Annotated in this window: 13 protein-coding genes; 12 read left to right on the top strand and 1 reads right to left on the bottom strand. The window is 46.2% G+C overall.

Annotated features, from left to right (window positions below; all coding sequences use genetic code 11):
• Positions 1–35 precede the first annotated feature (35 nt).
• The 7 genes from NYE25_RS07350 to NYE25_RS07320 all read left to right on the top strand — a co-directional run bounded on the left by NYE25_RS07350 (position 36) and on the right by NYE25_RS07320 (position 7,377).
• Positions 36–1,058 carry an ABC transporter substrate-binding protein gene (locus NYE25_RS07350; protein WP_076283503.1) on the top strand — a complete coding sequence of 341 codons (1,023 nt, stop codon included), beginning with the start codon at positions 36–38 and terminating at the stop codon, positions 1,056–1,058.
• A gap of 52 nt (positions 1,059–1,110) precedes the next feature.
• Positions 1,111–1,887 carry an ABC transporter ATP-binding protein gene (locus NYE25_RS07345; RefSeq protein ID WP_076283504.1) on the top strand — a complete coding sequence of 259 codons (777 nt, stop codon included), beginning with the start codon at positions 1,111–1,113 and terminating at the stop codon, positions 1,885–1,887.
• The gene (locus NYE25_RS07340; protein WP_341145561.1) at positions 1,887–2,723 is read left to right on the top strand and encodes an ABC transporter permease; all 837 of its coding nucleotides are present in this window, start codon (positions 1,887–1,889) and stop codon (positions 2,721–2,723) included. Before NYE25_RS07345 ends, NYE25_RS07340 begins: the two co-directional genes overlap by 1 nt.
• A gap of 95 nt (positions 2,724–2,818) precedes the next feature.
• Positions 2,819–3,805 carry an aromatic acid exporter family protein gene (locus tag NYE25_RS07335; RefSeq protein ID WP_042188904.1) on the top strand — a complete coding sequence of 329 codons (987 nt, stop codon included), beginning with the start codon at positions 2,819–2,821 and terminating at the stop codon, positions 3,803–3,805.
• A 165-nt stretch (positions 3,806–3,970) separates the two neighbouring features.
• Complete coding sequence (locus NYE25_RS07330) at positions 3,971–4,993, top strand: HD-GYP domain-containing protein (protein ID WP_052404322.1); 1,023 nt, start codon at positions 3,971–3,973, stop codon at positions 4,991–4,993.
• Positions 4,994–5,218: 225 nt separating this feature from the next.
• A complete protein-coding gene (locus tag NYE25_RS07325) occupies positions 5,219–5,776 on the top strand; it encodes an outer spore coat protein CotE (protein WP_036687755.1) in 558 nt (185 codons plus the stop codon).
• Positions 5,777–6,384: 608 nt separating this feature from the next.
• Positions 6,385–7,377, top strand: coding sequence for a putative amidoligase domain-containing protein (locus NYE25_RS07320; protein ID WP_341145560.1), 993 nt, complete (start codon positions 6,385–6,387; stop codon positions 7,375–7,377).
• A 114-nt stretch (positions 7,378–7,491) separates the two neighbouring features.
• Here NYE25_RS07320 and NYE25_RS07315 read toward each other — a convergent pair whose 3' ends face one another.
• Positions 7,492–8,289, bottom strand: a complete 798-nt coding sequence (locus NYE25_RS07315; RefSeq protein WP_341145559.1) for a GNAT family N-acetyltransferase — start codon at positions 8,287–8,289, stop codon at positions 7,492–7,494.
• Between the two features lie 275 nt (positions 8,290–8,564).
• On the opposite strand from NYE25_RS07315, the gene mutS reads away from it, so the two are divergent.
• The 5 genes from mutS to hfq are packed head-to-tail and all read left to right on the top strand — an operon-like array spanning position 8,565 to position 15,387.
• Complete coding sequence (mutS, locus tag NYE25_RS07310) at positions 8,565–11,318, top strand: DNA mismatch repair protein MutS (RefSeq protein WP_340970224.1); 2,754 nt, start codon at positions 8,565–8,567, stop codon at positions 11,316–11,318.
• A gap of 32 nt (positions 11,319–11,350) precedes the next feature.
• Positions 11,351–13,336, top strand: coding sequence for a DNA mismatch repair endonuclease MutL (gene mutL, locus NYE25_RS07305; RefSeq protein WP_341145558.1), 1,986 nt, complete (start codon positions 11,351–11,353; stop codon positions 13,334–13,336).
• A gap of 42 nt (positions 13,337–13,378) precedes the next feature.
• The gene (locus NYE25_RS07300; RefSeq protein WP_341124949.1) at positions 13,379–14,158 is read left to right on the top strand and encodes a class I SAM-dependent methyltransferase; all 780 of its coding nucleotides are present in this window, start codon (positions 13,379–13,381) and stop codon (positions 14,156–14,158) included.
• On the top strand, positions 14,148–15,128 hold the full coding sequence (gene miaA, locus NYE25_RS07295) for a tRNA (adenosine(37)-N6)-dimethylallyltransferase MiaA (protein ID WP_042188893.1): 981 nt from the start codon (positions 14,148–14,150) through the stop codon (positions 15,126–15,128). Before NYE25_RS07300 ends, miaA begins: the two co-directional genes overlap by 11 nt.
• 19 nt (positions 15,129–15,147) lie before the next feature.
• The gene (hfq, locus tag NYE25_RS07290) at positions 15,148–15,387 is read left to right on the top strand and encodes an RNA chaperone Hfq (RefSeq protein WP_042128368.1); all 240 of its coding nucleotides are present in this window, start codon (positions 15,148–15,150) and stop codon (positions 15,385–15,387) included.
• Positions 15,388–15,426: the final 39 nt, after the last annotated feature.

Below are 15,426 nucleotides of genomic sequence, written 5' to 3'. Positions count from 1 at the left end.
AGGGCGAAGGACCCGGTAAGAAAGGAGAATGAAGAATGAAGATTAGGAAAAAGCTGTCATTGTCGCTCATGATCATTACTTTATGCTTTTCAGTGCTTGCCGGTTGCGGCGGAAAGTCAGAGTTGGTAAAGGTGAAGATTGGTGAAGTCACCCGTTCTGTCTTTTATGCACCCGAATATGTTGCCTTATCACAAAATTTCTTTAAAGACGAAGGACTTGACGTAGAGCTACAGACGATCCCCGGTGGAGATAAAACCATGACTGCACTCCTCTCAGGTGCCATCGATGTTGCATTGGTAGGTTCTGAAACCTCCATTTATGTGTATCAACAGGGTTCAGATGATCCGGTCATTAATTTTGCACAGCTGACTCAGAGGGATGGAACGTTCTTGTTTGCCCGTAAAGCTGACGGAGCGTTTAACTGGGATAAAGTGAAGGGTTCTACCTTCCTGGGGCAAAGAAAAGGCGGAATGCCACAAATGGCAGGTGCGTTTACTTTATCTAAAAAAGGAATAGATCCTACTAAAGACATTACCTTGATCCAAAATATTGACTTTGCTAATATTGCCGGTGCTTTTGCTTCAGGTACAGGCGATTATGTGCAGCTGTTTGAACCACAGGCTTCAATCTTTGAACGTGAGAACCGAGGTGCAGTAGTGGCTTCGTTTGGTGTGGAAAGCGGCTATTTACCGTACACCGTGTTTATGTCTAAGAACAGCTATATTAGTAAAAATGGAGACACGGTACAGAAGTTCACAAATGCGATCCAGCGTGCTCAGCTTTGGGTGAAGGAACATAGCCCTGAAGAAATTGCGGATGCGATAATGACTTATTTTGATAAGACAGATAAAGATATCGTGGTTTCTGCAGTCAAACGTTATAAGGAACAGGATACCTATGCGGTTAATCCAATTATAGATCAAGAAGAATGGAACAATTTGCTCGATGTCATTGATAATGCTGGTGAGCTTAAAGAACGCGTTCCCGCTGACAAAATAGTGAATAACAGTTTTGCTGAGAAAGCTGAGAAGAGCATAACGAGCAGCACTTCAAAATAAGAGAGAACCAAAGATCCTAAATAAGATGTGTAAATTGAAGGAGGGGCTGACAATGCTTCCAGTAGTGCAATTAAAGGGAGTAACGCATGCCTATCTTGGCGACCGTGAAGCTTCACTGGCCGTTGAGGACCTGAACCTTAATGTCGAGCAAGGAGAGTTCGTTAGCTTAGTCGGACCAAGTGGTTGCGGTAAGACGACTCTCCTATCGATTATTGCAGGACTGCTGCAGCCATCTCAAGGCGAAGTGTTCGTAAATGGAGAGCCCATTATGGGACCCTCACCAGAGGTTGGGTATATGCTGCAGCAGGATTATCTTTTTCCTTGGCGGAGTATTCTGGACAATGCCATTCTCGGACTAGAGCTGACTGGAAACTTGAACGAGGAGAGCAGAAAGCGGACGTTGGAGCTACTTCGAGAGATGGGCTTAGAGGGCAAAGAGCACGCCTTTCCTACTCAGTTATCAGGTGGGATGCGGCAGAGAGTGGCTCTGGTACGCACCTTGGCAACGAATCCTGGACTCCTTCTACTAGACGAGCCGTTCTCGGCACTTGATTACCAGATCAAACTACAGCTGGAAGATTTGGTCTCTGAGACCTTACGCAGCAGGGGGACAACTGCAATATTAGTTACTCATGATCTATCTGAGGCCATTGCGGTAAGCAGCAGTGTTATTCTTCTACAACGAAATCCAGGGAAGATCCGAAAAGTATTTTCAGTGCCAGAGCAAATCCGGTCAGCACCTCCGCTATTTGCACGTGATCAGCCAGGCTTTTCGGAGCTTTTTCATGAAATATGGAAAGAGATGGAGATTGCAGGGAGGGAAAGCTAATGAAGCATACGGAGCAATCGGGGTTATTAGCTTCCCGTGAACAGTGGCTACAACAATTGCATGGCGATTATAAAAAAACGAAGCACCGCTGGCGCAATCAGGTGATTGTTGTAAGGAGCAGCCTGTTACTGCTGTTTTTTGTTCTCTGGGAAGCTGGCGCAAGAATGGGCTGGATTGATGAGTTATTATTCAGCTATCCCACAAAAATCTTCCGGCAGATCTGGGGAGATATGGTCAGTGGAAGCTTGTGGCCGCATCTGGGGATGACGGTAGGTGAGACTGCGGTAGGCTTTGTACTAGGAACGCTATTAGGGACACTTCTTGCTGTGATCATTTGGTGGTCTCCTTTTTTATCAGCAGTGCTTGATCCGTATATGGTCGTATTTAACAGTATGCCGAAGGTGGCGCTGGGGCCGATTTTTATCGTCATGTTCGGAGCCGGATTCACTGCTATCGTTGTTACTACTTTATCTATAACGGTGATTATAACGACGCTTGTTGTGTACAATAGTTTTTGCAGTGTGGATCCGAATCTGGTTAAGGTGGTTCGTTCCTTCGGAGCTTCTAGAGTTCAGGTGTTTTTTAAAGTAATTCTTCCAGCCTCGTTCGGGGCGGTGGTATCCACCTTAAAAGTGAATGTGGGGATGTCATGGGTAGGAGTTATCGTAGGGGAGTTCCTGGTCGCTAAATCGGGTCTGGGTTATCTGATTATTTATGGTTTCCAGGTCTTTAATTTCACGCTAGTGATGTCCAGTCTTTTGATTATCGCGGCCGTGGCTACAGCAATGTATCAATTAGTGGTATATCTTGAGAAGCGGCTGTTATCCCGGCGATGAACCTTATGCAATATTGTGTCCGTACACAAAATCTTGTAACATGTCTATATCTTTACCTATTTATTGGGTTAGTGCTTGTAAGGAGAGATAAGGCTATGGGATTTCGTGTGATAAAAACAGCAGCAGCTACGTTATTATCCGTACTAGTTGCGTCTGCAGTGGGTATACCTAATGCGCAGAGTGCAGGCTTGCTGGCAATTTTGGGTGTAGAGGTTACTTTGAAAAGGAGTTTCCGAACGATAACGGCTCGTTTTTTAGCCTCGCTCGTGGGACTCTTTTTTGGCTGCATCCTATTCTGGCTTCTAGGGTTCCATTACTGGGTGCTCGGGCTGTATGTACTCGTGGGCTTTCCGATGATTGTAAAGTCTGGCTACAAAGAAGGAATTGTCACCAGCTCGGTTATCGTGTTTCGCGTGTTTGGACAAGCTGAACTATCGCTCCATGTCCTGTTGCAGCAAATAGAGCTTCTGGCTATCGGGCTCGGTTCAGCAGGGCTGGTAAACCTGATTTACATGCCTCAGACTGGTGGGGTCATTTATGGGATCCGTAAGGAAGTGGATCGCTATTTTTCGGTTATTTTTACACAGATGGCCCGAACGCTTCGAGATCCTGCGTATATTTGGGACGGCAAAGAATTAATTGACGCAGATAATACAGTGCAGCGGGGATTAACGGCAGCTACCCGTGAGATGGAGAATCATGTTATTCATCCTGATGAAGCATGGAATGTTTATTTCTACATGCGGAAGGAGCAACTGGAATCGATTCAAAGTATGATGCAGCTGCTTTCCCAAGTGTACCGCCATTTACCGCATGGGGAGATGGTTGCTGAGTTATTTGACCAGCTTAGCGGGGATGTGCTTGCGGAAGAATATACTGGACGAACTGAACATTTACTGGACGAGCTAACAAGAGAATTCGAAGAAATGGATCTGCCAGAGACACGTGAGGAATTTGAAGTGCGCTCAGCTATTCTTCAGTTATGCAGGGAACTGGCACTTTATTTAAAGATCGCTAAGCGGCATAAAATCCCGGTCAGTTACAAGCCGGAGAAACGTTTGAAGATTCGAAATAAGGCTTAAATTGAGGCTTTAATAAACTGAAGTATTAACTATCTCTGCCAAAATCACGATAAGATATGTATGAGCTAAAAGTTGATCACAGGATATGATTAACGATTTTATGGTGAGTTCAAATAATAGCAGGAAGTTCGGTAGTCGAATTTTCCGCATTGGCAGGTGAGGCGTATGGACAAAGTTATGGAATCATTTATAGGAAAACAGCTTATAGCTAACCTTTTTAATGACAAAGGAGTATTTGTTTTACCCGCATTGACTTTATTAAGTGCTGAGCATATACGATTAATCAATCAACATAAGATCACCCTAGAGTCTCATGACGTCGTACAGCTGGATAGCGCGGAATTTTTCCAACTTGCAATCGATGATTGCACAGCTGCGATAGAAAATATTTTTGAACAGCTTCGTCATAACAAAAACAAACGAATTCCTATGCTTGAGGTTAGAAATGAAGTCATTCCGTTTATTCAGCAGGTAAGCGAAAAGAATGACTTCTACGGCGTATTGGCTGCATTGCAGTCCAAGGATGATTATACATATAGACATAATGTAGCGGTTGGTATTTTATCTACATTGCTAGGTAAATGGCTAAAATTAAAGCCTGAGGATTTGAGTATGCTGACGATCGCAGCGACCCTTCATGATATCGGAAAAATGAGGATTCCGGATGAATTATTAACCAGGCCGGGCCCGTTGACCGCTGAGGAGTATCAGCTTATGAAAAAGCATACGACCTATGGTTACGAGATGATCCGGGATACTATTGGAACCAATCATTTGCAAGCGCTCGTCGCCCTGCAGCATCATGAAAGAATGGACGGCAGTGGTTATCCATTCGGCGTACTTGGGAATCGGATCACTGATTTCAGTAAAATTGTTGCAGTAGCAGACGTGTTCCATGCGATGACATCCGATCGGTTTTATCGTAAAGCTTCACCTCTTTATGAAGTGTTGCTGCAGATGGAGGAAAACGTATTTGGCAAGCTTGACCCTTATATTTGTAGAGTCTTTATTAATAAGTTAATGCAGTCAATGATAGGGAATGAAGTGGAATTGACAGATGGACGGACAGGAAAAATCATTATGATTCTTGCTACTGATCCACTGCGTCCCCTCGTGAATATTGATGACGATTTTATTGACCTGAGTAAACATAGATCTATTGGTATTATGCGCGTAATCCCGCAATAGCGGGCTTTATAAGGTTTTTTTAACGTTCAGAATGGATATGTATTAGGCTGGACCATTTTTATAATCTACTCATATCTGTACAAATTTTGAAATAAAATGAACTATAAGTCTTCTGATAAGACCCTCTGGAGGGCTTACTCAAATTTATTTATAGACTAACAATCAACAAATGCCTAGAACCTGCATACACTTGATAGTGAATGATTGTATGGAGGAGGTTTAAAGATGTCATTAAGCCATAAACGTCAAACAAGGGAGATCATTACGAAGGCAATTTGCGGCAAAGGTCGTAAGTTCTCTACAGCAACCCATACCGTGACTCCGCCACATCACCCGACTAGTATTCTGGGGGCTTGGATTATCAACCACCAGTACGAAGCGGTTGCCGCCGGGAACGGAATCGAAGTAATTGGTACTTACGATGTAAACATCTGGTACTCGTACGACAAGAACAAGCAGACCGAGGTAGCTAAAGAAACGGTCTCCTATGTGGAGCTCATTCCGCTTTCGTACCTGGACACGAGACACCGCACTTCTACCGTTGAGGTCTCTGCGGAGGCAACGCAGGAACCCAACTGTGTAGAAGCGGGCGTATCGCCAGGCGGAGGCAGTGTGACACTTCGCGTAGAGCGCGAATTCGAAGTGGAGTTGGTGGCTGAGACCAAAGTCCGTGTGTATGTCACTGAGCAAAGCGATGATCCAGAAGACAAGGATTATGATTTTGAAGGTGATAGCTTCGATTACGATGATCTAGACCCTGACAATCTGGATGATGAACTGTAAGGAAGGATACGCCGCCGCTAACTGAGTACTGATGGGTTATGGTCCATTATATGTAGGGAGGGCGGCGGCGTAGAGGGCGAATGCCCTCCTTTTTTTTATTTATTTTTAGAATTAAAAATGGAATCAGAGTGGATGAAGAACAGCTTGGTTCGTATGAATGGGCAAGAAGTGCTACTGCAGGGCTTTCAATCTTGGGCTGCGATGGATGGAGGGGCAGGAGAATGAATGAGGGGTTTAAGGTGTATTCGGGATTGTCATCAGCACAGAGAGAGTCCAGATTATTTCGGAGCGGGATTGAAGCGACGCTCACTTCGTCTAGTAAGCAGGAACTGCTGCGAATGAAGGGCTCAGAAGCATCTCTGCGGAGAAACCAGACCTCTGGTGAAAGAAATCGCTTAGAAGATACATATGATACTCTGCCTTCCGATAAGGGCCATAAACAGTGCTATAACATACTCGTGTATAATTTGAGCGTTCTGCAGATCACTCCACTAGGAGCAGGCCCAGGTATGCGCGCAGCCTCCGATTTGCTAGCCGGGGCTGTGCGAATGGATAGAGTCGATAGCAGCGAATCAATGGGGGCTGCACCAGGAGTATGGCGTGGAGTAATGAAATTACTTCAGCGTATTGCTATTCGGACTTTGTACAGCTTGGGGCTGGATAGCGGTGAGGTCCTGCTGAGGGCAATGGGTAACCGGAGGTATGTCGTGGAGGGAGTCACTCCACTACTACAGAGTTCCGGCAAATCATTCCCAGAGCCTTATCGTTCCGCAGCATTAGCGCTGGAACAGAGCCTTGCTCTGGAGCAGCCAGGCCGCAGCGGCCTGCTCATGGGCATGGACCCGGAGTTTATCATCCTCCGGGAGTCCACGGGCCGCGTCGTGCCTGCGTCGCGGTACCTGCCCACGGACGGCGTCGCAGGCTGCGACGCCGGACCTCCGGGAACGCGGGGCGCGTTCCCGGTCGCCGAGCTGCGCCCCCAGCCGCGCGGGGAACCACGCGCGCTGCTGGCGCAGCTGATGTCCGCCGCGGCTACGGCGGACCGGCTCATCGCCGACCGCACGCTGCGCTGGCGGGCGGGAGGCATGCCGCTGACGGGCTGGGCCCTCGGCGGCCATTTGCACTTCAGCGGCGTGACGCTGACAGCGCCGCTATTGCGCGCGCTCGACAACTATCTCGCGCTGCCGATGCTTTTGCTTGAGGACGTCCGCGCGGGAGCGCGTCGTCCTCGTTACGGCGTGCTCGGCGATTTCCGGATTCAGCCGCATGGCGGCTTTGAGTACCGGACTTTGCCGAGCTTCCTGGTATCCCCGGTCATCGCTAAAGGCGCGGTCTATCTGGCTCACCTTATCGTGAGCCATTATGAAGACCTGACGCTACGCCCGCTCGACCGGGAAGACCTGCATATCGCCTACTACGGCGGCGATAAATCCCCGCTGCGCGACGGAGTACCCCCTCTGCTGGCGCAGCTACGCTCTCTAGGCGGCTACGAGAAGGCCGCCCAATACATAGAGCCTTTATTTCAGTATATCGCCTCTAAACGAACGTGGGATGAATCTCGCGATATCCGTGAGCTGTGGTGCAGCAAAGTTAAAGCTTGAGCTTATATTTCAAAATATTAGAAAGTATTAGTTTTTCACATATCCCTTATATCTAATATTTCTCGCATAAACGCTTACAGTCCTAATAAGGACGCCGAAGGCGTTTATGCTTGTCTACATGTACATGATGCTCCAAGAGCCGATATCATGAAATCCAAGTCGTTTGTATATGACCCCAGCATGAGGGTTGTCATAAAAGAGGCATAAAGATTTCCCTTCAGAGAGTAAGTCTGTGCATAGCTGTGCAACTACGCTTGTAGCTAATCCTTGCTCTCTGAATGCTTGATGAGTGGCAACCCCTACAATCATAGCTGACATGGAATTTTCCGCTGATGTTGAGGCCGTTGTAATCACTTGATCTTCACGTTTCACATAATACGTACGGCCAGTGCCAGTCGCCAATGTTTTACGTAGGCTAGTTCTCGATCCATCCCGACTGCTTTCAAACTCTTCTATTGTATCCGTAAGCGAACAAATCGCTTCCACATCCTGGATGGTTGCTTTATTAATGTTATCAACGGAAGAAGAGTACTGTTTAATTTTGGCATTCATTTCCTTTAGCTCAGCAAAGTATAATTGCTTTTCTTGTTTAAAGTTAATTACTCCGTCAAAGGCCTTTACCACTTCGGTTACACCGGAAATCATATGAATATCGTTATCTTGTCGCATGATTGTAGCGAATCCTTCCACATCAAACGGCCCATCCGCGTAAGGAAGATAGCTTCTATAGAAACGTAATAGCACGGCTTTTATCCGACCATCAGATGGATCTATTTCTCCCCACAATGCCATAAAATCCTGTTCAAACCCGAAATTCTCTACATCTCCAATGATGAACAAATTAAGAGCAGGCTCTTTCTGTAGCAACGCCATTAGAAGTTCCCGATCATCCTCCGTAAGTCTTCGTATCATTTGATATTCTCCTTTTATTTTCTTATGATCTAACGCTCTGTGTTAAGATTTTACAATATTAAGATGCAGAAGAATACACCTCCTTCTAATGAACGATGGATGCTTGAAATATAATCAAAAGGTACTACCCAATGAGCTTCAGTAATAGTGTCGGATTTCGTGATTTTTTGTCTGAGGATCGAGAAGAATGAACTTCTATGCGGATGCAGGGTGACTTTGTACGCAAATTTTCTGTTATAATGGAGGACAGCAATAAATAGGCATGGAGGTTGACCATGGCACAATATACGCCGATGATTGAGCAATATTTAAAAGTGAAGGAAGGGGCAAAGGATGCCTTCCTATTTTTTAGACTGGGCGATTTCTATGAAATGTTCTTTGAAGATGCCATTTTGGCTTCCAAGGAGCTTGAAATTACGTTGACAGGTCGCGAAGGCGGGGGCGCAGAGAAGATCCCGATGTGTGGAGTACCTTATCACGCCGCCGAGGGTTATATTCAACGCCTGATTGAAAAAGGATATAAAGTCGCTATTTGTGAGCAATTAGAGGATGCTTCTGTCACAAAGGGAATGGTGAAACGGGATATCGTACGTGTCGTGACACCTGGAACAGTTATGGATGGAAAAATCATTGCCGACAAAAGCAACAATTATCTTGTTTGTGTAACCGAAAGTGATGGGATGATGGCATTAGCTGCATGTGATTTAACTACAGGTGAATTGTATGTTACTTCAGTGTTATCTGGTGCAGAGTGGCTGCGCGATGAGATTGGCATTTATGAACCGGCTGAGATCATCGGAGACCCGACGTTATTGGAGCTTTTACGTAGTGAAACGCCTCTGTTGGCGAAACCTGTTGTGTACACACCTTGGGAGAAACGTGAGGAGGAGCTGGCACGTCGACAATTCGGTGAAGCCGCATGGGTTCGTCTAGAGAAAGAACGTGGACAATGTCTAGCGCTGCTAATCTCCTATCTAAACGAGACGCAACGGCGTTCAATGGGACAACTTAGTCAAATTTCTCCTTATGAACCAGGTAATTATATGATTCTTGATCCGTTCACACGCCGAAATCTGGAGCTAACAGAGACGGTCCGAGAACGTTCTAAAAAAGGATCTCTTCTATGGCTACTAGACCGTACCGAAACATCCATGGGTGCGCGATTGTTACGTCGTAGAATAGATAAGCCGCTGTTGCAGCGCGCTCCGATCGAACGTCGCCTAGAAGCAGTTGATTATTTGTACAACCAGTTTATTGTTCGAGAGGACCTGCGTTTAGCGTTGAAGGAAATTTATGACTTAGAGCGGCTGGTAGGTCGTATTGCCTTTGGTAGTGCGAATGGTCGTGACATGAATGCCTTAAAGCTATCACTGGCACAAATCCCTGCTTTGAAGGAATTATGTATGACTTCGGGATCTGCAACCTTACGCGAGATCGGTGCTAGCATGGATGAATGTGCCGAGATACGGGAGGATATAGATCGAGCAATTGTTGAAGATGCGCCGGTGTCCGTGCGAGACGGAGGGATTATCCGTTCTGGTTATCATGCCAGGTTGGACGAGCTGCGGGAAGCTAGTAGTAATGGTAAACGTTGGATCGCCGAACTGGAAGCGAAAGAACGGCAAGCCACAGGCATCAAATCACTGAAGATCGGATATAACAAAATCTTCGGTTATTTCATAGAGATCACCAAATCCAATCTGGCTTCGTTGCCGGAAGGGCGTTATGAACGTAAGCAGACGCTTGCAAATGCAGAGCGATTTGTTACACCTGAGCTTAAAGAGAAAGAGGCACTGATTCTTGAAGCGCAAGATAAAATGACAGATTTGGAATATAGCCTGTTTACTGAACTGCGTGATCGAATCAGCGGCCAAATTCCGCGACTGCAGAATCTTGCGGAAAAGGTAGCTGAGATTGATGTGTATCAATGTCTGGCAGCCGTCAGTGCCGAGCATCGCTTCGTAAAACCTGTTCTATCGGATGGGTACGATCTTCGACTTGAAGGTGGTCGTCATCCTGTCGTGGAGGCTGTGTTAAAGGACTCGGCATTTATAGCAAACGGAAGTACGCTAAGTAAGGAAGATGGAAATATTCTTTTAATCACTGGTCCTAATATGGCTGGGAAAAGTACCTATATGCGGCAGGTTGCACTCATTTGTATTATGGCTCAAATTGGCTGTTTTGTTCCGGCCACCAGTGCAGAAGTTCCGCTAATTGATCGAATCTTTACTCGTATTGGGGCAGCTGATGATTTGATCGGAGGTCAGAGTACATTTATGGTAGAAATGGCCGACATACAGGTCATGACAGAAAAAGCAACAGCCCGGAGTTTAATTATCATAGATGAGCTTGGTAGAGGAACATCGACGAGTGAAGGCATGGCGATTGCACAAGCGGTAATTGAGTATGTGCACGATACCATTTCTTGCAAAGCTTTAGTTTCGACGCATTTTCATGAATTGGCCCACTTAGAAGAAAGTCTTAAAGGGCTTAAGAATTACTCTATGGCCGTACAGGAGAGTGGGGATAAAGTAAACTTCCTGCGTAAGCTTGTTCCGGGAGCGGCAGACAGTAGCTATGGGATTTATTGTGCACGCCTAGCAGGGCTTCCTGAAGGGATCATTGATCGTGCTTACGGTCTGCTTCAGAGTATCGAGCAGGCGGCTCATCCAGGTGGTTCCTCTATTCATTATGGGGGTGGACTAGAAAGTCAGGCCGCTGCAAAAGAGGTCGCAACTACATCTACCCAACAACCCGATAATGTCATCGCAGAAACTTCGGGGATTCCTGCAGACTCCTATTCATCAATAGCAGATGAAGTAGTTCAACTGTCTATCTTTGGCGAGGAAGAACCACGTAAGAATCGGAAAGGTAGTGCAAATCAGTCGGCTGTAGTAACTGAAGTACAAGAGAATCCTGCGATAAAAGAATTCATCACTTCTGTGCGTAACGCAGATCTTATGAATATGACTCCGCTTCAGGCTATGAGTCTGCTGAACGACCTGAAGATGAAAGCAAAGGATCTTTAATTATTGATTGCCTAAATAAGAGGTGAATGAAATTGGCCAAAATTCATATATTGGACGAGCATATTGCCAACCAGATTGCTGCGGGTGAAGTTGTAGAGCGACCAGCTTCTGTTGTGAAGGAGCTAGTTGAGAATGCTATTGACGCAGGAAGCACAAGGATTGAGGTTTCGGTGGAGGAAGGCGGTTTACAGAGCATCCGAGTGAAAGATAACGGCTCAGGGATCGAGCCTGAGGATTGCGAGACCGCTTTTTATCGCCATGCTACAAGTAAAATCGCTAATGGGCGTGATCTATTCCAGATCACTAGCTTAGGGTTCCGTGGTGAGGCGCTCCCCAGTATTGCTGCGGTATCCAAAGTCTCTCTTCTAACGGCTACTGCCGATGACGGCAAAGGACGCCTGATTGATATTGAGGGTGGTAATTTAATTCGGAATGAAGATTCCCCTTCGGGCCGTGGGAGCGATCTAGCGGTGCGTGAATTATTTTTTAACACACCGGCACGGCTGAAATACATGAAGAGTATCCAGACGGAGCTTGGTCATATATCGGATGCCATGTATCGAATGGCGTTAGCCCATCCGGGAATCTCTTTTACCTTGCATCATAATGGCAATCAGCTGCTGCACACGCTTGGTAATGGTGATCTGCTGCAAGTGATCGCAGCGGTGTACGGAACCTCCGCAGCCAAGGCTATGTTGCCGATTACGGCAGAGGACTTGGATTATCGTATTTCTGGTTATATTAGTCGTCCGGAATGGACACGCTCAAATCGAAACGCAGTGACTACCATTGTGGGAGGACGATATATTCGCAGCAATGGTCTGAACGCAGCGATCATGCGTGCTTATCATACTTTACTTCCGATTAACCGCTATCCACTGCTGGTGCTCGAACTGGACATGCATCCTTCACTTGTGGATGTCAATGTTCATCCAGCTAAGCTGGAGGTTCGGTTTAGTAAGGAGAATGAGCTTTACACGTTTGTTGAACAAGAAATTCGTAAAGTGTTGTTAGGGCAAAGTTTGATACCGCGTCCCGGTAAAGAAACCATTGGGCCAAAGGGCAGCAGTTCATTTATACAGGAGCAGTTTGCTTTTTCTAAAGGGTCAGTTCCGGCACCCCCACCGTCTGAGGTGGGCAAGGATCCAGTTCCTCAGGGATCTGGTAGTTCCTTTAGTAGACAACAACCATCAAATGTTGAACAGAGCGCCAGGGAGATCAGAAAAGAGGGGCAGATTGATACTCCGATGACTCGTGAAACGGCTCCATCCTACGGGTCAGGATACCAGTCTTCCTCTTCACAAGGACGTCAAAATAATGTGAGCAACAACTATGCTAATGGATATCGCCCTCAAGAAGCTTCATCCCTGCAGAGGCAGATTCCTTCTGCCCAAGCGTTATGGGCACCGCCAGTCGATGAAGAACCTGGGCTTCCTGCCTTCCCGGAACTAAATTATATCGGACAGCATCATGGGACTTATATTATCGCTCAGAATGACGGCGGGCTGTATCTCATTGATCAACATGCGGCTCACGAACGCATAAATTACGAGTTTTTTTATGAGAAGTTCGGTCGTCCTGAAGACGCTTCTCAGGATCTGCTTTTGCCAATTACGCTTGAGTTCACGCCTTCGGAAAGTCGTCAACTTAGTGAACGTTTACATTGGTTTCAGCAGGCTGGAGTGTACCTTGAACATTTTGGAGGACAGACTTTTCTGATTCGATCTTTGCCGTATTGGTTTCCTGAAGGCGAGGAGAAGGCGATCGTTGAAGAAATGGCGGAGTGGGTCTTGAGTGAACGATTGATTGACCTAGCAAAGCTACGAGAGAAATCGTCTATTCTATGCTCGTGTAAAGCCTCCATCAAAGCCAACCAGAAACTAACAGAACAGGAAGTCGAGGCCTTGTTGTCTCGTCTGGCAGCATGCAGACAGCCGTATACTTGTCCACATGGGCGTCCGATTGTGATTTCTTTTTCATCCTATGATTTAGAGAAATTGTTCAAACGGGTGATGTAATTGTACGATTAGAAATTTGTTTATAGCAAGACTGGAGGCAACATGATTATAACTACGGGTTATAGCCCGATAATGGATATTGTAGAGCGAGCTCAGAATCTCGCAGAAAGAACGGGCTGTAAATACGCTCCACGCGAGAAATTCTCTATACCCAAGATGGTGGAACACTATGGAGATGAGGATATACTAATTCTTTCTCAAGAAGCCGTTCGTTTACACCGATTAGGGATGGAGCCTATGGAGTTTCACCCAAGCATGGGTTTCGTTCGTGCGAAACGGATTCTAAAGGGTGATATAGAACCGATGCTTGTCGCTGCTCGAATGCTTCCCGGAGATAGCGTACTAGATTGCACAGCGGGTCTAGGTGCTGATTCGTTGCTATTTGCTGTGCATGGTGGTGAGTCCTCAGAGATTACCGCTCTGGAGAGCTCATTGCCGCTGTATGCACTGCTCTATGAAGGGATGCGGCATTATACCTCTGGGCAAGTAAGGGTTAATGATGCCTTGCGTAGAATTAATGTCGTTCATAGTGAACATTTGGACTACTTACGTGCTCTACCGGATCGAAGTGTAGATATTGTGTACTTTGATCCTATGTTCCGAGTGCCGCTGACCGGTTCTGCTTCGATTTCCCCGCTGCGGCAGTTTGCTAATCGTGCAGCATTATCACTAGAGAGTGTAGCTGAGGCGGTAAGAGTGGCCCGTAAAACTGTTCTTTTGAAAGAAAAGGCTCTGAGCGGCGAATTTGAAAGGCTTGGCTTTACAGAGCTGCTCCGGAGCAACTCCAAAACATCGTACGGGGTGATACACATTGACAACTAAAGAGAGACATAAGGTTCTAGTCTTACTAGGACCAACAGCTGTAGGTAAAACCAGGTTAAGTTTGGAGCTTGCGGCTGCATATAACGCAGAGATTATTTCTGGCGATTCGATGCAGGTTTATCGTGGTATGGATATTGGTACAGCTAAGATCACTCCAGCTGAGATGATGGGAATTCCTCACCACCTAATCGACATTCATGATCCACAGGACCCATATTCTGCTGCTGAATTTCAGGAACAAGGTAGCAGACTTATCGAAGAGATAAGCAGTCGTGGAAAACTTCCATTTATTGTTGGGGGAACGGGTCTCTATATTGAGTCCTTATGTTACGGTTTTCAATTCTCTGAAGCTGTGGCTGACGAAGCTTTCCGTAAAGAACAGGATCAATTTGCAGAAGAACATGGAGCGCTTGCACTGCATGCCAGACTTGAAGCCGTTGATCCGGTCAGTGCAGCGAAATTGCATCCGAATGACCGCCGTAGAATTATACGGGCACTGGAAATTCATCACCAGACAAACACCACACTTTCCGCTTCTCATGCAGCTCAAAAGAAGGAGTCGCCCTATGACTTATGCCTTATCGGTTTGACAATGGACCGGAAAATACTATATAAACGTATTGAGGACCGAATTGATAGCATGCTTGCGGATGGTCTTGTTGCTGAGGTGAACGGACTGCTGGAAAACGGCTACAGCAGAAGCCTTGTGTCCATGCAGGGACTGGGCTACAAGGAAATTGCCGCTTACCTCGCAGGGGAACTGACGCTTGAGGAAGCTGTGATACTGCTCAAACGCGATACTCGCCGATTCGCCAAAAGACAGTTGTCATGGTTTCGCCACATGAAGGAAATCGAGTGGATCGATGTCGAAGGTGAGCAAAACTTTTCTGAGAATTTCTCGAAAATACGTGCTATAATAGCAGGAAAGTTTCTCTCAGGTCTTGAATATACTTCTGAACAATATAATTGAACCATTGGGGGTACGTCATATGAACAAGTCCATTAACATCCAAGATACATTCTTGAACCAACTACGCAAAGAAAATATCCCTGCTACAGTATATTTGACCAACGGCTTTCAAATCCGGGGAATTATTAAAGCATTCGACAATTTTACAATCGTTATTGACAGTGATGGACGCCAGCAAATGGTGTATAAGCACGCGATTTCCACTTTTACACCACAGCGCAGTGTGTCACTTATGCAGGACAATAGTAACGAAGAATAACATTAACAAAATTGAAGTGAAACCTTTCTTGTTAATAAA

The organism is Paenibacillus sp. FSL E2-8871 (assembly GCF_038000345.1).
Classification (GTDB): Bacteria; Bacillota; Bacilli; order Paenibacillales; family Paenibacillaceae; genus Paenibacillus_AQ.
The sequence above is the reverse complement of the archived record's forward strand: the minus strand, read 5'-3'. Positions and strand labels throughout refer to the sequence as shown.

What these genes read in the sequence shown, in the direction of transcription:
- NYE25_RS07340 (WP_341145561.1), top strand. Translation starts at nt 1,887, where the DNA reads ATGAAGCATACGGAGCAATCGGGGTTATTAGCTTCCCGTGAACAGTGG.
- NYE25_RS07325 (WP_036687755.1), top strand. Translation starts at nt 5,219, where the DNA reads ATGTCATTAAGCCATAAACGTCAAACAAGGGAGATCATTACGAAGGCA.
- mutS (WP_340970224.1), top strand. Translation starts at nt 8,565, where the DNA reads ATGGCACAATATACGCCGATGATTGAGCAATATTTAAAAGTGAAGGAA.
- NYE25_RS07330 (WP_052404322.1), top strand. Translation starts at nt 3,971, where the DNA reads ATGGACAAAGTTATGGAATCATTTATAGGAAAACAGCTTATAGCTAAC.
- NYE25_RS07300 (WP_341124949.1), top strand. Translation starts at nt 13,379, where the DNA reads ATGATTATAACTACGGGTTATAGCCCGATAATGGATATTGTAGAGCGA.
- NYE25_RS07335 (WP_042188904.1), top strand. Translation starts at nt 2,819, where the DNA reads ATGGGATTTCGTGTGATAAAAACAGCAGCAGCTACGTTATTATCCGTA.
- NYE25_RS07350 (WP_076283503.1), top strand. Translation starts at nt 36, where the DNA reads ATGAAGATTAGGAAAAAGCTGTCATTGTCGCTCATGATCATTACTTTA.
- hfq (WP_042128368.1), top strand. Translation starts at nt 15,148, where the DNA reads ATGAACAAGTCCATTAACATCCAAGATACATTCTTGAACCAACTACGC.
- NYE25_RS07320 (WP_341145560.1), top strand. Translation starts at nt 6,385, where the DNA reads ATGAAATTACTTCAGCGTATTGCTATTCGGACTTTGTACAGCTTGGGG.
- NYE25_RS07315 (WP_341145559.1), bottom strand. Translation starts at nt 8,289, where the DNA reads ATGATACGAAGACTTACGGAGGATGATCGGGAACTTCTAATGGCGTTG.
- NYE25_RS07345 (WP_076283504.1), top strand. Translation starts at nt 1,111, where the DNA reads ATGCTTCCAGTAGTGCAATTAAAGGGAGTAACGCATGCCTATCTTGGC.